Genomic DNA, 18,046 nt, shown 5'->3' with positions numbered 1-18,046 from the left:
TTATTGATTACCGAGGATACATTGGGCGATTTTTGCATGTTCAATATGCCTCCGCTTACTGTAAAACATGCATCAATCCTATAAAAGTCAGGGGTTAAATTATAGTACCGCTATACTTTACAATTACCTCAAAACCATTAGCTCAAAACACATAAGAAAACACTAATCTGCTTATTTAAGTCAATTTTATTTTGGAACAAATGCTATGTGGTCAAGAGCTTACTGCCTAATTTCAGTTGGAGGTGCTCCTCTATCTGTTTTGAGAGAATATATAGAAAAGCAAGATCGACCGCTATAATGTTATTAAGATGTAGGCTTACATCTCCACCTAAACTCTTCGAGTTATAGGTGGAGAATTACGCCTATTTGTTAAAGCTCTTAGGCTAAGATCTCATTATTTTTTGTTTAAGTTTTAAAATGCCTAAAGGGCATCCATAAGTAAATTAGGCTGGAGAAAGTAATCATGAATGATGAGCACCAGGATGTAGAACAATTGTTTATTGGTCTTATGTCAGGAACTAGCATTGATGGCTTAGATGGCGTTCTTATGTCTATCAAGGCTGATGAACAAGGTTGCTTAAAGTTTAAAACTTTAGCTACTACCTCCTGTGATTGGACTACTGAGGAAAAACTATTGTTAAATGGTTTATGTCAGCCTCATAGCGCTCATGATAATGTTTATAGTTTAGGTCTTGGAGCTAATGTAGTCGCAACTAAAGAAGCTCTTGCGGTTAAACAATTATTAGCCCAGAGCCATTATCAAGCTCAAGATATTTGCGCTATTGGAGCTCATGGTCAAACGATTTGTCACCAGCCTCAAGATGCCTTTAGCCTCCAAATTGATAATGGCCCTTTATTAGCCAACAGCACCGATATTGATGCTATTGTTAACTTTAGAGCAGCTGATATTGCTAATGGTGGACAAGGAGCACCGCTTGCTCAAGCTTTTCATCAGATGGTTTTTGCCAGTGCCAATAAAACTAGAGTGGTTCTAAATTTAGGAGGCATTGCTAATATCACTGTATTAGGAGCTCAAGGCGCTTTAATTAGTGCTTTTGACACAGGCCCTGCCAATACTTTAATTGATTATATCTGCCGTACCTACCTAAATATCAGCTTTGATAAAGATGGTAATTTAGCTCGTCAAGGACAAGTTAACCATCAGGCACTGACTAAACTACTCTCTCATCCTTACTTTACTCAGCCTTATCCAAAATCTACAGGCCGAGAGCTCTTTAATAGTAATTTTATCTCTGACTACTTAAGTCAGTATGATCTGACTAATTTAACTCAAGCTAATCTCTGTGACATTTTAGCTACTCTTACCGAGCTAACAGCTAAAACAGTGATCGATGCTATAGCTAAAGTTTACCAAGACCATGAAAGTACCTTATGCAAAGATATTGAAATTGTCGCTTGTGGTGGCGGTGCCTTTAACAGCTATTTACTAGAAAGAATGGCTCTATTAGCTCATGAGGCTAAGCTTAATTTAACTATTGCCCAATGTTCTGATTTTGGCATTGATGCAAAGTTTTTAGAGGCTCAAGCTTTTGCTTATTTTGCCTATTGTACTGTTCATGCTCATTGTTTGCCTTTGCATAACAGCACCCATGCCTCTCGCCCATCCATTTTAGGCTGTATTTGCCCAGCTCCATCAGGCTTTTACGCCCGCACTCGCTCTAGCACCAGTGCCAGAGCCTGCTCTGGCACCAGCGCTTGCGCTTGTACTAGCGCCCGCACTTAAGCGCTGCATACGCTCTACAGCCCCACCCACGCTAGCATCTAATCCTAGCGCCTTCCCTGTGCATAAGGCTTACTCAGCTAAGAAGACCTCAGTGCACAGGGCCTCTTTTAACTCTAACAAGGCTCTCCTAATGTGCGCTATCTTTAAAGCATTGCGCCTCGTGCTATTGATAGTAAGGCATTAAGCTATTGCAGGGCTTTTATCGACTCAAAGTACTCTTTGCTTGTTCTATGATTAGTGCTTTGGTAAAACTTCCAGCTAAACAGACCATGAAATGCTTTGAGCACTTATAAAGGGGCTAAAGCTTAGTAAGGTGCGCAGCACTTAAGATGGCTAATGGCTGGTATGAGATCATTAATCTTTAGCTTTTTTGCGATCCATATGTCTATGCTAATTTTGGGGTATTATAATGAGCTCTCTTATTTATAGCTGTATTTAAGTAGTGCCATTTATGTCAAACACTCAAAACCTTGTTTCTCTCGTTGTTCTTCTGGTTTTGCTTTTTGGGCTTATTATGCCTTTAAGGCTTTCTTGGCGCTCGAAAACTATTCTATCTTTATTAGTAATCTTAGGTATTAGCCGTAATTACTTACACTTGATTGTTGGTGGCAATCCTTTTGACCCTGATATTCCTTATAACCTTAACTTTGTTTTAGACTTATCTCGCACTACTCTCATTACTTTAGCAGGACTAGTAGTATTTCGCTCGCTATTAAATTTAGGAGCCAAAATTATTAAGCGCTCCTATAAAGCTTTTGTTCTGCCAGCATTTTCCCTTTTTCATGCCCAGCTAATGCTCATCTTAGCGCTAGCTGTAGCCTGCTATGGCACTTCTACAGCCTATAGCAAGCCTCGTATTAATCACTATCAAGTCACCATGGAGCGATTGGATCCTAGACTAGACGGTATGCGTGTAATTATGGTTTCAGACTTTCATATTACTACCACTACCGATCCTAGCTATGTAGGTGACATTGTTAATAAAATCAATAGTCTCAATCCAGACCTAATTTTACTTCCAGGTGATCTTATTGATGGTCAAGTAAACAAGAGAGATGCGGTAACTAAATTACTATTTAATTTAAAAGCCAAATTTGGTGTTTATCTGACTACTGGTAACCATGAGTATTACTCAGGATATCAATCATGGCATGATTACTTTGTTAAAGGCGGCATTATGAGCTTAGATAACAAAGTAGTAGCACTACAAGATGACAAAAATAAAACACTCTTAACCTTAGGTGGTATTACTGATCCTAAGGCTGCTAATTATGGACTTCCTATGCCTGATGTAAAAGGCGTAGCTCAAGCTTTAGATGATAGTGCCCCTACTATCGTGCTCTCTCACCGTCCTGCATATGCTATTGATTTTGCCCACAGTGATAAAAAGGTAGATTTAGTTTTATCAGGCCATACTCATGGTGGTTTGATTTTAGGTCTCAATCAAGTGGTAGCCAAAATTAATGAGGGCTTTTTGTCTGGCCACTATCGTATTAACAATACTGACTTAATTGTTAGCAACGGTATAGCTGTATGGTCTGGTTACTCTATGCGTTTAGGCGTACCTAATGAGTTTATTGTTATGACCTTACGCTCTAAGACCAAACCTACTAAGGGCACCATTAATATTACCCGCAGAGCCGATTTGCAACGTGAACTGCTAGCAAAGCAGCAGGCCCAAGCTCAAGCTAAGGCACAGGCCATGGCTCAGGGCCAAGTACAAGGCCAAGGCCAACCCCCTGCTCAGGCCCTGGCAAACCAAGTTAAAGCAGGCTCTATGGTGCTGACCGCTAACTCACAAAGTAACAACCAAGCTCAAGCTCAAGGAAAGACTCAATCTCAGGATTTAGCCAAGACAAAAGAGCCAAAAGTAAATCTTGATGGCGCTTATGGTGGCACTTTATCTGGAGAAATTAAAACTAAAACAGGTAGTATTTCTGGTATTAATTTAATTTTACCTATGGTGGATACTGAAAGTGGTAAAACCTACCAGAGTATTACCAATCTAGCACTACTACCAGATGATATCAGTGCTGATCAAAGAGAGCGTATTATTGCAATCTTAAAAGAAGGCCCTCAAAGCAATAAAGAAGACAATGAAAAACCATTAGAGCAATGCGTGGTTGCCCCTAATAAGACCTCTACCTTGCCTGATGGCATTAAATTAGTAGTACTAAAACCAGGCCCAAATGATAAGCACGATCAAGAGTTATTGCAAAACAGTAATGCTAAGACAGCGCCTGCTATTACCATTACTAGCCCTAAATCAAATAGCACTCAAGGCAAGCAAGTTCCAACAGCTGCCAATAAAGAACAGTCAGTCTACTTAAGCACTGAAGAACTTATTGCTAAAGAGAAACAAGCAGAAGATGTTACCGCTGAAATTCAAACAGAATATGCTATTTCTTTGGGTAACTCTCAAGAAAAAATCGATGATAAAGCCGTAAAGGATTTATTGCAAAAGCAACAAAAATAGCTAACAGCTCCCTTTATCCTTAGCGCTATATCTTCACCTCATTATTAACGCTACAAATAATCTGCTCATATAGGTATAGGCCCTAATAAGGCCTACCTATAGCATGCCTATCGCCTTATAGCCCTTAACCTCAGAAGTACCTGCTTAGAAGCTGTCAGGCTCTTACCCTTGGAGCTACCTATAGTATCCTCAGGATACTGACTTTGGCATACACTTATACCTAACTCCAACTTCCAGCTTAGCTGGATAAGAAAGATGGCTTAAATACGCCATTTGTGCTCTTTAAAAATTAGAAAAATATACTTCTTGTAATTTTATGTATAATTTGTTCCTTTTTGAAAGGAGGCAATACCTGCCTCCTACCAAAAAATTGAACAAGCTATGATAAATCAAAAATGCATTCTTAACATAATAAAATTTGGTAATTTAAATAAGAACCAGATCCCAACAACAGTTAGCTTAACTGGTACTGTATTTTTAAGATGGCTGCTAGAGTGTGTCTAGGCTCTGGCAAGGCGGCTGCAAGCACGTGGTTAGGCTGCGGCCTAGAGATGTCAAGGGCTTGGCCCGGTGGTAGCCAGGATGCGGCGTAGGTTGGAGCTGGGGCAAAAATGAAAAGGCTACCTATTGAGGTAGCCTTTTAAATTAGCGACGCTTAATGCCGTAAGCATTACGTGCTTGGTAATTAGCATAGTGTTGCGATTTGCCTTGAGGGGCGGTGGCAGTAGCTACACTGTTACTTGGAATACCATTTGAGTTAATCTCATTTAAAGTATTAAGTTGATCATTGCTGAGCGCTACTGAGTTGAACCCACCTTTAACTACCTGACTTAATAGCGCAGCTGGATCCTCATCTTCTATCATAGCCCCTGCTACCATGCCATCAACATCACCCTCTATGGAACCAAGGGCCATAGGAGCCATGGCAATAACATCAGCCATACCAGGGTTTTTCGAGCTTACTGACGAAAAACTTGAGGTAGCTGGTGTAGCACGCTGTTCAATAGCACCTAATGATAAAGGAGCACTACGTGGTGTACTCTCAATCTGAGCTAAAGCCTCATCTACAGTAGGATAATTATTGCTCTTAATTGGCTTATCCATAGCTCTTGGAGCAGTTAATTGCTCTAAGGTCATATCATCATCAATATCAGCACCTAATAAGGCTGACAGACCTCGACCTGAGCTTTGTGGGCCTTTATCAAGAGCGGCTCTCATAGCTAAATCATTATTGGCAGCATTAGCTTTTACAGCTTGGCTTTGAGCTCGATTTGGAGCTCGGTTAGCTGCTGCATTTTGGCTAAAGGATGTACCACCTAAATCCATGCCATCGTAAGAGCGCTCAGAGGTTGCAGATCCTACTGCGCCAATAGCACCTTGATCACGGGCTTTGCTCTTGCGTGAATTACGGCTCTTTTGAGCTTGCATAGCAGCACGAGCAGCCTGAGATGGATTATCTTTTGAACTAGCTAAAGAACTAATCTTTTTACGATTAGCTTGCACTCTTTGCTCAACAGTTAAATTATCTTGGGCACTTTGCTTATTAGCTGGTGCTTTATTTTTAACAGCCGCAGAAGAGCCAATAGTTACGCTATCATCTTTAAGGGCATCATTAATGTCGTGCTCTAATTCAGCCATGTAGTCATCAGAGGTATTTTTAATACTTTGAGCTAAAGCTGCTACAGAGGATCCCTTTTTATGTTTAAAGTCCCCTAGCACATTAAGCGGATCGTCTATATCAGATACAGGCTCACTATGGTGCTCTTTGGTACTTAGTAAGCCATTCTTTTCATTCTCACTAATAATAGAATTAGCAAGGCGATCAATAGCATCTAAGTTATTATCCAAAGTAGCAGCTACCTGTGTCTCCTCAATGCTTTGCGCTAAGGCTTGCTCACGCTCTAGTTTATTTTGCTCTACAGCGGCCTTAAAGTCGGCCTCTTGAGAAAGCTCAGGTATTTTTCCTTCCTCAAGCATTTCTCGTGATAACAAACTAGCAGCCAGAGCCTCCTCTTCTGATAGCTCTTCCCCTACAGGTGCAGGAATAGGATCACTGCTCTGTACTGTTATGCTATTTGACTTGTCCTCTTGAGTATCAAACTCTTGAGTTAGCTCTTTTGCCACCTCTTGAGAGAATGGATCATGCTTTTCTTGCATCATAGACTCAATAACCATACGCTCATCTTTATCTAAAGCTGATGATGGATTATTGTCTTGTACTGCATGGCTTTGCTTTACAGAGGTCTTATTATTTTTCTTAGCACCCTTTTTCTTGCTAGTAGCTTTATGGGATAAGTTTTTACTATCGTTATTGTCCTTATCGTCAGCTACATTAGTGTCTAAGATACTTTCTTCACTGTCCTCAGCTTGTTTCTTAAATTGAGCTGTAGTGTCTTTAATCTTGCCATTTTCATCTACATCGTAGATAAGCTTAATCTCGTCTTCACTAAGACCAGTCTTAGCTGAAATTTCAGTTAAAGATACACCTGCCTCAATAAAGGTTTTAGCTTTATCTAAAGTATCAATACTAATACCATTAGGGCGCTTATCTTTTTGCTGCTGTACATAGTTATGATCATAAATCATATCAACCACAGGAGCATTTTGTGGAACCTTTAAATAGTCCACATTGGCAGCAGACATGTCGCCTTTAAGATTACTCTGAGCGTCATTGTTCTTAGCCACACCTGGGGACATATCATGGTTAACAGCCACCTTAAGGTTATCTAAGCTATCTAAAGAATCACTAGAGGTATAATCAATGGTTAATTGAGTATTGCCAGTAGCTTGGTTAACACTTTGCTCAGAGCCAAAAGAACTCTCTAACAAGTTATTAGGCTTGTCAGAGTTCTCGTCTTGTACAGAGTGGTTATAAAGCTTAGAAAAATTCTCTAAGGCATCAAAACGATCTTCATCAGAATTGCTCTTGCCGTGATTTAATTCATGATGATCATGAGCTCCCTTATCAGCAATAGCACCCTTAATCTCTTGATCAGCAAAGGCAGCCATTGGCTCAATTTCAGCCACTTGCCAGCCATCATGTTCAAGTTTTTGGGCTAAATTGCTATTACTATCAGAGTTTAGGCTATCCATACCTAAAGCCACCTCAGCAGTATCGCCAATGGCATTAGGATCGATATTAACGTTCGGTAATACTACCTCATTAAAATCAATAGCATCTACTAAGCTAGTGGTCTCTTGGTTATTATCTAGCGATAAGGATTGCTCATTCTTGATAATCTGTTCTGAGCTTGGGCTTGGGATCTCATATTCGATGAGTTGTTCCTCTGGCGGTAATAAACCTGGCGTGGGATTCTCCTTAGCATTCATAGAGCCAAGATCAGAGCCTCCATTACCAAATGTTGCTTGAGGGTCAAAACTATTATTAGCAACTTGGTTATTAATACCCAAAGGATTCATTGGGTCACGGCCACCTACAAAGCCTTGGGCCTTATTATTCTGCATGCCATGGCTCTGACCGTTATGGCTAGGAGCCTGATTATTGTTGTTACGTGCTTGGTTATTGCCAGGAGCTCTATTTGCTCTCATATTTTGCATATTGGCCTGATTTGGGCGTGGCATGGCCTGGCGTTGAGCATTTTGCATATGCTCGCCAATAGTAGTAGGAGCGCTATTTGGATCGATAGCACTAAAATCGGTTTTAGCTACTAATTGGGCAATATCAGCGGCAGTTTGAGCAAAAGAAGCATCAGAGGCTAAATCATCATTATTATTTTGCTCGCTACCCATCATATTAGCAGCAGCCCCTGGAGGCATAAAAATACCATTAGCGCTTTGGTTAAAGGCCTGTTCAGCCTCTAAATAGGCATTTTCTTGAGGATCGGCATAGGTCTGTGGCATGACCTGATTAAAGCTACCACTATTATCATTAGCCTGATTACCACCTGTAGCATTGTTAGCACGATCAGCTTGGATATTGGCAATTAAATCCTTTAAAGAAGATACAGACTCAACTAAAACCTGCTGCTCTTGAATAATACTTTGGTAGTAACGGTGCTGTTCAGCGCCTACATCATTGATTTGCTGTTTTAAAGACTCAATTGTTTCCTTTAAATTATGAGTATTGCCCTCATCATCAATGAAAGTTAATGACTCTAAATCGGTAGGAATATTAAGTTCACCACCATTAGCTCTACGCTTACCGAACAACTCATCTAAAGACTTACCAGCATCAGCTAAAGCAACTTCAGATTGCACCAAACGTTCTTGCAATTCATCCATAACGGCCTCAATACGAGAGGCTCTTTTATTATTTAAAATAAAAGATACTAAAAGCAAGAATAGAACAACCACTAGACCGCCCATAAAATAAAAAGGAAGCAAGCCTAAATTGCCATTAGTGATGTCCATTACCATAATCCTAAATATTAACTATAAACCTTAGCCACAAATTTTTAACCCAGCGCTTGTAATAGCGTTTATCTTAAAAATAGTGCCACCATGCTGTTTAACCAAAAAGCAAACAATCCTACGAATATCATTAGTTATATTTACAACTAAATGACAAAAAAACTCTTAATTATACCATGTTTTATCAAATCCCTTGTTAATAAACCGCACTACTATGGCAATCTTAGTCAAACTCTAAATGCTATAAACTACCCCAACTAATAAGCAAGCCACTGCATTTTGTGTAACATCTATCTTAAAGCCATAAAAGCTAGTGCTATCACCTTTGAACCATGGCTACGATAGATAGTTGCTGCCCCAGCCCAGAAAGCAAAGCAGCCTAAGCATGGCACTACAATACGCTCCCTGCCCCATTGTAGGATCTAGCAAGGTGCTACAGGCCACCGCAAGTTGACGCTTGCTACCTCAGGCTACTGCCATGAAGAGCTTGCTTAGGCATGCTGCTAGACCAGCAAGCTCAGAACCAGAGCCATGGGCCATGGACCAGGTGCCAGAGCCATGGGACTGCCAGGCTAGGGCCTGCGGGGCTTGTGCCAGAGAGCTGGCTAAAGACCATGTACCTAAGATATAGGCTATGACTGTATTAACTTATTGAGTGGCCTTTGAAAAAACCAACATTTGATATGGACGCATGCTGGTAGGTTTGAATAAGGCCTATCTAGGTGAGATAGAGTGCTGCTTTTAGCTTTTGACCAAAGTAAAGCCTAATACCAGAGACTATATCTTTTATAAAAAAACCTACAATAAAAAAAGCCTCATAATAATGAGGCTCTTTTTTTGTTAAAACTAATTACTATCTAGTTATTAGTTAGAAATATTGGCGATATCTTGCCACTCTTCTTCGGTTAAGAGTTTGTAGAGATCGATAAGAATTAATAAGTCGTCATCGCGGTTGCAAACACCACAAATAAACTTAGCGCTCTCCTCGGTACCTACATTAGGGGTATCATCAATATCAGCAGTATTGAGATCAACTACCTCAGCTACGGAATCAACTAAAATACCAACTACCTGACGCTCAGACTCAATGATCATGATACGAGTGTTATCAGTGATCTCTGATGGAGGTAAACCAAAACGCATACGGGTATCAATAACAGATACTACATTACCACGTAAGTTAATAATGCCGAGTACGTAAGCTGGTGCACCTGGAACAGGAGCAATATCAGAGTAACGTAAAACTTCACGAACCTGCATTACGTTTACGCCATAAATTTCCTTATCTAATTGGAAAGTTACCCAGCGTAATACTTCGTTTTGGGAATTGTTATCTGGTTCGTAAATTGAGGATGAAGTTGCTGCTTCATTAGCCATTTTATAAAGTCCTCTAAACTCAATCTCCAACCATAACAACAACTGGTGGAGAGCAACTGATATGTTGAGCTTATTCAGCCCCTACTATGGCCCCTTATTTAAGGTTCCTTATCAGTCTGATTTTGGTCTGCGCTAAAGCGCATTAATGAAATCTATTTTGAAAAATAATGCCTAACTGATTATATATTAGATAAGCAATATTTCTCTTAATTATAGCCAAATTATCGGCCCTTATCGCACTTTAGAGCCTAATTATAGCTACAAACAACAAATAATTACGGCTCTATTAGCTCTTTCTTTACCAACAAAATTTCTTACTTTTTGTCAGTCTTAAGATTTTTGTTGAGATCTTCAATATCAGCGCCCGCTTCAAACAAGGCAATTAAGGATTGCACATGTAACACAGCGCACTTATCTGAGGTCACAATACCAGCAAGCCAAGGGCGATTACCAGGGATTTCACGCCACTTAATTTGAGATTTATTTAAAGTGCGATTACCCTCTAAGATATCACAGCCGATTGACCACTCAGTATTACCAAGTGAAATCAAATATGGATATTTATCTGGGCTGTCTTTAATTTCAGGCATTACCCAGCGTAAAGTATCAACAATATTGATCTTATCGCCACGAACATCAGTAATACCCATAAACCAAGAAGGCTTACCAAATAATTGAGTAATCTTTTCGCACTCAAAAATGCCGCCTAAATCAATTAAAGGTACAGCAAAGCGAACGCCTTGTACTAAGAAGAATAACACTTGGAACTGCTCGCCCAAATCGACATTCTTCCACTCTGCGGCAATAGCCTCGAGCTTCTTAGCCATACGCTCTTGAGCCAGCTGCTGAGGAGTCTTAATTACAGCCTTTGCAGCCTGCTTAGTAGCTGCAATTACAGGAGCACTCTTTACTACAGGTGCCGCAGCTGCTGGGGCAGCTGCTACAGCTGGGGCTGGGGCAGCCACCTTATTTTCGACCTTAGGCTGCTCAACTTTGGTCTCAACCTTTGGTTCTACATTAGGTTGCTCAACCTTAGCCTCAACCTTTGGCTCGACCTTGGTTTCTACCTTTGGCTCGGCCTTGGTCTCAAGCTTAGGTTGCTCAACCTTAACCTCAACCTGTGGCTCTGCTTTGGTTTCTACCTTGGTTTCGAGCTTTGGCTCGGCCTTAGTTTCTACCTTGGTTTCAGTCTCAGTATGAGTCTCTACTGTTGCTAAGAGACGTTGTAAGCTACCACTATCGCTAGGAGAGGCAAAGTCTAAGGTTTTCTCGGCAACTTTGGCTTGAGGAGCCAATTGCATTTGAGGCTCAGGAGTATAATCTTGCTCAATAGGACTTACTTTAGACTCAATGCTAGTTACATTGTTAGCGCCTGATCCTAAGTCATTTGCAGAGGCACTATCCTTAGTTTTAGGGGAGTACTCTTGATAGTAATCTTGGCTATAGCTAGAGCTTACATTATCTTTAGAGGCACTCTTAGTTGGTGGTACCTCATAATAAGGTGACTCATCATGAGTGTGTTTGATTGCCTCATTAGCGCTACTTAGAACCTGCTTATTAGCCTCAACACTATAAGCTGACTTATGTGCAGGAGTGGCGTATAGATCTCCGCCTTGAGCTTGAAGCTCACCATCGAACTCTTGGTCATCTACATCTGCCAGCATTTGCTGGAAATAAGCGATGAGAGTTTCCTCTTCGCGATCGTGATGACTTACTGACATCAAAAATACTCCTTTTATGAGCCTAAATTAGGTCTCAATAAGCTATCAAAAGTAATTACACTAATCTTAACTAGCAAGATCCTAAATCTGATAATGTGCTTACTTAATCTAAAAAATACTAAGCCTAACCATGGTGAATATCTTTAAACAGAGGTAAGTTTGGGAGTACCTACTGTAAAAAAGACGCTTAGTTAGTTAGTTAGTTAAATTTGGTCTGGCATGTATTGGAGTCTTTCGAGCATCTCCAATAATTTGCTACCTACTCTTTGAGGGTGACGCTCTAACTCAAATTCAACAATATATTTTAAAAGACGATGGTAAGAAACAGCACCCTGTCTTGTTTCATCCATTAAAGGCAAAGGCAAACGCTTTGCAGATGATTCTCTAAAAGAAACATCTACAGGAATACTTTCTTGCCATATATGATCACGATAATGGGTCTTTAAGTAGCTCAAACTTTGTACTGATGCTTTAGTTCTACGATCATACATAGTTGGCACAATCAAATACTCAAAATGAACACTTTGATTAGCCCTTTGCATTACAGTAAAGGTTCGAACCATACCTTCAAGGCCCTTTAAGGCCAAGAACTCTGTTTGAGTTGGAACAATAATAGTAGTACTGGCCACTAAGGCGTTAACCATCAGTGCACCTAAGACTGGAGGACAGTCAATTAGCACTACATCATAGCAATCTTCAATAAGCTTTAAAGAACGAGCCAAAATACGACCTACGCCCTGACGACCAGACAAATGACGATCGATAGTGGCTAAAGTCATAGAAGCTGCGATTAAATCCAATCCCTCATGAGCAGTATGAGTAATGCAATTTAATACACCCTCACGGCTAAGATCTTTCATAGCATAAAGATCAAAGAGGTTAAACTGCTCTGAGCGCTCATCTTCATAACCTAAATAGGAGGTTAATGAGGCATGCGGATCGGTATCAACAACTAATACACGGAGCTTTTCTTTTTGTAACCAGCCAGCTAGTGTTGCCACTGTGGTCGTCTTTCCCACACCACCCTTCTGACTTGCAACTGCCCAAACTAACACTGATAACTCCTAAATAATATATAACCCTTGGAATGTGCCACGACCTAATAGTAAAAATAAAGTGCTCTGTTCCTTGGTTAAAGACTAGACTATTACTAAGCCAGTATTAAGAAATACCTACCAGATTAGCTAAATATTTTAACAGGCTTTTAGGGACTTTCAAATGAAACAGTCAAGGCGAGCTTTGTTAGCGACTCCTGAATTTGGATTTGCATTGACTATTTTAAATCTGAATTAGTAAACAAAAAGGGCGCTACCTTTCGATAGCGCCTTTTTGCGTATAAAAGTTTTAATGACTAATTAGCTTGTGGGCCAAAGTTAGGGATTTCAAAACGAGTGCTACCCCCCTCTTGACCATCATCACCTGGAACAGCTGCTGGAGCTGCACCTTGGTTACCCATATTGTCCTCTACAGGATCGGCCTTAAAGCTTACCGAACCGTCAACATTAGACTGGAAGCTAAAGCCACCTTGTCCAGCACGACGAGTTGGGATAATACGATCACTATTACCAGGAACAATTGCTAAGGTCTCTGGCTTTAAGGCCTCTCGAGAGATAGCAATTACTACTCTACGGTTTTGTGCACGACCTGCACGAGTTGCATTAGAGTAGAAAGGTGAGTACTGACCGTAAGCCTCGGCAGCTAAGCGCTGAGGATCAATACCATTAGTCTCAAGTTCCTGAAGCACATTAATAGCTCTCTTGGATGATAAATCCCAGTTATTAGCGTAAATAGCGCTTGGAACAAAAGTATTATCGGTATAGCCACGTACACGAATATAGTTATTAACATCCTTAAGAGCGCTAGCAATAGTTGCAATAACTGGACGTGAACGAGTCAAGATTGATGCTGAGTTAGAAGCAAACAATAATGAGGAAGAAATATTGATAGTAATCCAATTAGGATCATGCTCAACAATAATATCTCCGCTTAAGCCTTCTGCTGAGATAGTCTCAGAAATAGAACGCATCAGAGTGCTAAATGGCTGACCAGATTCATAGTCGCCCTCGTACTCACTATCAGCAGGGCCTACACCGCCCTCAGAAACCTCGTCAAGCTTACCACCCTTGGTCATGCCTGAGCTCTTATTAGTTTCACTATCAGGAGTAACATTGGTTAAGCTACCATTAGTAGCCTCGGTAACTTCACTTGCCTCTAATTCACCCTGGGTAATGGCCTCAGCCTCTTCATCAGAATTAGAAGTTTGCTCGGTTGCACCAGCATCTTCAATACTTTGCTGAGTGACACCAAAGTCCATAACACCACCGCCACCTTGGGCTTGAGTCTGAACTTCACCTTGGGCACTAGAGGCAGATGCTAAAGAAGCATCAGCCATTAAATTAGCAACTGGGCCTGGCAACGCAATAACACCAGGGACAGCTGACACCATGCCCATTTCACTAAATGATGCCATCAGGCCCTTAATCATAGACTGAGCATCTACAGATTTGGCCATAGCAAAGGAATAGAGCACCACGAACACAGCAAACATCAATGTCATGAAGTCAGCGTAGGATACCAGCCAACGCTCTAAGTTTTCGTGACCTGCATGTTTTTTCTTTCTAGCCATTTTTCCTGTCCTTTAAAAGCAATAAAGCATCTTGAATACTCTCAAGGCTCTTGCTCACTTATAAGCTGCGCCTTATTGCTTTTTAACACTTTAGACCCTAATTTTTTAGGGCCTTCAAAGAACTCACTGTCACTAGAGTTATTAGTATTAAATACTAATCACCATTTAAGTTACCAGTGTAAACACCAATTCTGCGCTTAAGCATTAAGGTATTCTCAGAGCTAGCAATGGATACTAGGCCTTCTAAGGTCATATACTTAAAGAGCGCAATTTCTGCGTTAATGGAACGAATACGGTTAGCAGCAGGAATTAAGAATACGTTAGCGCCTGCCACACCATAAATGGTAGCAACGAACGCCACCGCAATGGATGGGCCTAATAAGTCTGGACGATCAAGCAAGGACATAGCGTGAATCAAACCTAATACCGCACCCACGATACCCATGGTAGGGAAGTAACCACCCATGGACTCGAAGAATTTAGCGTTAGGCTCTAATTTTTGTTGCTCTAACTCGATGGCGTTTTCTAAAAGCGCATATAAAGCATCTTTATCTACACCGTCTACAATCATTTGAATGCCAGTACGAGTAAAGTCATCATTTGCTGAGGCAACAGAGTTTTCCAAAGCCAATGGACCTTGTTGACGGGCAATAGTAGACATGCCAGCTAAAAGCTCACCTTGTGATTGGAAGTTTAAGCGAGGAGCTGAAACTAACCACAACACATGCTTTAAAGCAGTTAAAACTTCACGGAAGGAGAACTGCACAATACAAGCAGAGAAGGATGCACCTACTACTACCAAGAATGCAGGGAAGTTAACCAGTGCTGTTGGGTGGGTACCTTCTAGCAACATAGTGGCAATAATACAGCCTATCGCAATTACTACACCTAGTAAGTTCATAAATTATTACACCGAACAAAGCTCAATATTAATCAACACAGTGCTTATCAGCTTAGGATTAAAAAGCACTTCAGATTGCTTGTAAAACTACAAGAACAGTGTCCTAGTGTCTCCTTAGTCAAAATAACTAACTGACGAAATAGGGCACACCAAACTTCCTTGAGCAGCAAGAGCCAGCCCAAAGTGTTGATCCTCCCTCCTATCACATACGTGATGCGCTGTGCCTATAGCACTTATTCTAAAAATCAGCATGGAGAAACAAAATTATTAATCACAAGCAAATTTTAAGAATAAATCTACTCTCCAGTTTACTTAACTAAAAGCAAAAGCATAATTAAGCAAACTAGCTTTACTAATAGCAAGTCTTAATTTTACTTAAGATAAGCCATTTCTTGCTCCACACTAAGGTTTCACAAGGCTAGTAAAGATAAGTTTTTTAGACCTTTGCTAAAATTATGCCAAAAGTCTTAGCCAAAAAACTGCCAATGACCAATGATAGCACATTAATTAGTTTTGCTAATTGTGCTAATGCTAAACATTTGACGCTTTGCCTGAATTGTAGGCAAAAATAAACCCAAGGCTAATTTAGTCTTGGGTTTATTAATTTAAATGAACTCTTAATTATGAGCGGCGCATTTCTTGAGTAATGCAATCGGCAAACTTATCTAAAGGTAAGATTTGGTCTGCTAAACCTGCATTAACCACAGCCTGAGGCATACCATATACTACACAGGTATCCTCATTTTGAGCCCATACTACAGCGCCCTTTTGACGTAGGATACGGCAACCTTCACAACCATCAGAGCCCATGCCAGTTAAAATCATGGATAAGACATTACCGCCATAAACGGAGGCAATAGAGGCAAAGGTTACGTCTACACAAGGGTGATAGACCACACGTGGATCAGCAGGCAAAATACGTGTTCTAGTCTTACCAGCACCACGCTCTAAAATCATCTGGTGACCACCAGGAGCAATATAAACATGTCCTGGCTCAAGCATCATATTATCCTGAGCTTCAACTACTTCGTTTTGGCTTAGGCCATTAAGTCTTTGTGCAAAGGTGCTAGTAAATGAAGCAGGCATATGCTGCACAATAATAATTGGCACATTTAAGCGAGGAAGCTTTGGAATAATATTCTGTAAAGCCACTGGGCCGCCAGTAGAAGAACCAATAGCAACTAACTCGTGAGCCTTACCTGAGACCTTAAAGTTAGTAGATACGCCCTTGGCATTACCAAAGCTAAAGCTAATAGCAGCAGCTGGACGACCCTGGTTAACGTTAGAAATGGAAGAATAGACCTTCTCAAAATCATCACGCACACGAGCAGAAGTGCTAGTAACAGCAGTTGGTGCTGGGCTGTTAATAGCTAAATTAGCAATATTTGGAGCAGGACGTGAGCCTAAAGTTGAAGTGCGAGTACTAGTGCTTGCAGTGCTTGAGGTATTTGCAGCACTGGAGGCACTAGAACCTAAAGTTGAGTTACGGTTAGTTCCTAATGAGCTTAAACGGCTAGTACCTAAGGTGCTAGGAGCGCTTGGAATACCACCGCCAATACGTGAACTTAAAGTAGAGCGAGTTCCTAAAGATGATGGTGCGCTAGCAGCGCTTGCGCCAGATGCGCTGCTGCTGCCAGCAGTGCTTAAAGAAGCACGAGGAACACTGCGACGAATATGTGAGCGGGCCACAGCCTTAATGCTTGCTCTTAAAGTATTAAGAGCGTCTTCACGGCGGTGAGCGATATCATCGAAGTTCTTTGGCATGAAGTCAACTGCACCAGCCTCTAAAGCTCTAAATGTGGAGTTGGCACCTTCAAAAGTCAAAGAAGAGAACATCAAAATTGGAGTAGGACACTTATTCATAATTTCCTGTACAGCGGTAATACCGTCCATTACAGGCATCTCTACGTCCATAGTGATTACATCAGGGTGTAAGGATAAAGTCTTCTCTACACCTTCTTTACCATCTTTGGCCTCACCAATAACCTCAAAAGCAGGATCGCCTTTAATAATCTCAGTAAGTCTTTTTCTGAAGAAGGTAGAATCATCAACGATGAGTACCTTAATTGCCATAAAAACCTCTTAAATCCACGACCTACAAAGGGAAAACCCATTTGAGGTAATATTTTTGTTAAGTGCTCTCTTATATTTAGACAAAATTAAGAAAATAAGTTCTTAATCACTTGATGCAGTCTTGTAAGTTGTCATTGTTTAATAAAAAGTTAGCACTAACTTTTAATCATTTACTAAATCTATAGCCAACAACTTAGGTTATTGATTATAGCCCTATATGTTTTGCAACTTTTGAATGTGTGTCCAAGTTCTTAAAAAAGTATTGTGATTATGCTCTGTCTAGTTTGTCTATCTAATTGAACTTGGAAATATTTAATGTGCTGTTGTTACATGCTTGGGCTCTAAGACTTAACATAAGGAAATCCCCTTGCAGACAAAATGAATGGCTCCTTAATTTTGCAAAATTAGAGACTCTCACCTTAGAGGCTCTCTCCTATGTAAGTTGCGCCCATATTACGCATTCAAAAAATATATAACAATTAAGTCTTTCTTGTATCTATTTGCAAAAATTTCTTAATTTTAGTGCAACAGTCAAAAAATAAAAAGGAGGCCCCACAAGAAGCCTCCCTTTTGATGGACGAAATGAATCGTTCCAATAATTGCAGTTAAGTCGGTTATACGCAATAAAGCAAGGCTTTAGAGCTATCCTTAATAATTTGCAGGACGCTTTTTAAGTATTAAACACTAAGCATGCTACAAAACTAAGACAAAACTATAGAGCACTCTTATGCAATCATTACCATAAGAGTGCATAATC

At 40.5% G+C, this 18,046-nt stretch carries 9 protein-coding genes; 2 read left to right on the top strand and 7 right to left on the bottom strand.

Annotation, left to right across the window (positions count from 1 at the left end):
- Positions 1 to 463: 463 nt before the first annotated feature.
- Positions 464 to 1,744, top strand: coding sequence for an anhydro-N-acetylmuramic acid kinase (locus MXE38_RS06605; protein WP_246913363.1), 1,281 nt, complete (start codon positions 464 to 466; stop codon positions 1,742 to 1,744).
- A gap of 514 nt (positions 1,745 to 2,258) precedes the next feature.
- Entirely contained in the window at positions 2,259 to 4,220 is a 1,962-nt protein-coding gene (locus MXE38_RS06600; RefSeq protein WP_246913362.1) for a metallophosphoesterase, read from the top strand.
- A 645-nt stretch (positions 4,221 to 4,865) separates the two neighbouring features.
- On the opposite strand, the gene MXE38_RS06595 is transcribed toward MXE38_RS06600, so the two are convergent.
- From MXE38_RS06595 to MXE38_RS06565, 7 genes are all read right to left on the bottom strand, one after another.
- Complete coding sequence (locus tag MXE38_RS06595; RefSeq protein WP_246913361.1) at positions 4,866 to 8,591, bottom strand: hypothetical protein; 3,726 nt, start codon at positions 8,589 to 8,591, stop codon at positions 4,866 to 4,868.
- A gap of 864 nt (positions 8,592 to 9,455) precedes the next feature.
- Positions 9,456 to 9,968: a chemotaxis protein CheW gene (locus MXE38_RS06590; RefSeq protein WP_246913358.1), complete on the bottom strand. Its 513-nt coding sequence runs from the start codon at positions 9,966 to 9,968 to the stop codon at positions 9,456 to 9,458.
- A 314-nt stretch (positions 9,969 to 10,282) separates the two neighbouring features.
- Positions 10,283 to 11,689, bottom strand: coding sequence for a chemotaxis protein CheW (locus MXE38_RS06585; protein ID WP_246913356.1), 1,407 nt, complete (start codon positions 11,687 to 11,689; stop codon positions 10,283 to 10,285).
- 203 nt (positions 11,690 to 11,892) lie between these two features.
- Positions 11,893 to 12,744: a ParA family protein gene (locus MXE38_RS06580; RefSeq protein WP_246913354.1), complete on the bottom strand. Its 852-nt coding sequence runs from the start codon at positions 12,742 to 12,744 to the stop codon at positions 11,893 to 11,895.
- Between the two features lie 296 nt (positions 12,745 to 13,040).
- Positions 13,041 to 14,315 carry an OmpA family protein gene (locus MXE38_RS06575; RefSeq protein WP_246913352.1) on the bottom strand — a complete coding sequence of 425 codons (1,275 nt, stop codon included), beginning with the start codon at positions 14,313 to 14,315 and terminating at the stop codon, positions 13,041 to 13,043.
- A gap of 154 nt (positions 14,316 to 14,469) precedes the next feature.
- Positions 14,470 to 15,216 (bottom strand): flagellar motor protein, encoded by a 747-nt coding sequence (locus MXE38_RS06570; RefSeq protein ID WP_246913350.1) that lies wholly within the window; start codon positions 15,214 to 15,216, stop codon positions 14,470 to 14,472.
- 621 nt (positions 15,217 to 15,837) lie between these two features.
- Entirely contained in the window at positions 15,838 to 17,289 is a 1,452-nt protein-coding gene (locus MXE38_RS06565; protein ID WP_246913348.1) for a chemotaxis response regulator protein-glutamate methylesterase, read from the bottom strand.
- Between the last annotated feature and the right edge of the window lie 757 nt (positions 17,290 to 18,046).

It is taken from the genome of Anaerobiospirillum sp. NML120448 (assembly GCF_023050945.1).
Taxonomy (GTDB): Bacteria; Pseudomonadota; Gammaproteobacteria; order Enterobacterales; family Succinivibrionaceae; genus Anaerobiospirillum.
Note: the sequence above shows the minus strand (reverse complement) of the source record. Positions and strands in the feature narration are given on the sequence as shown.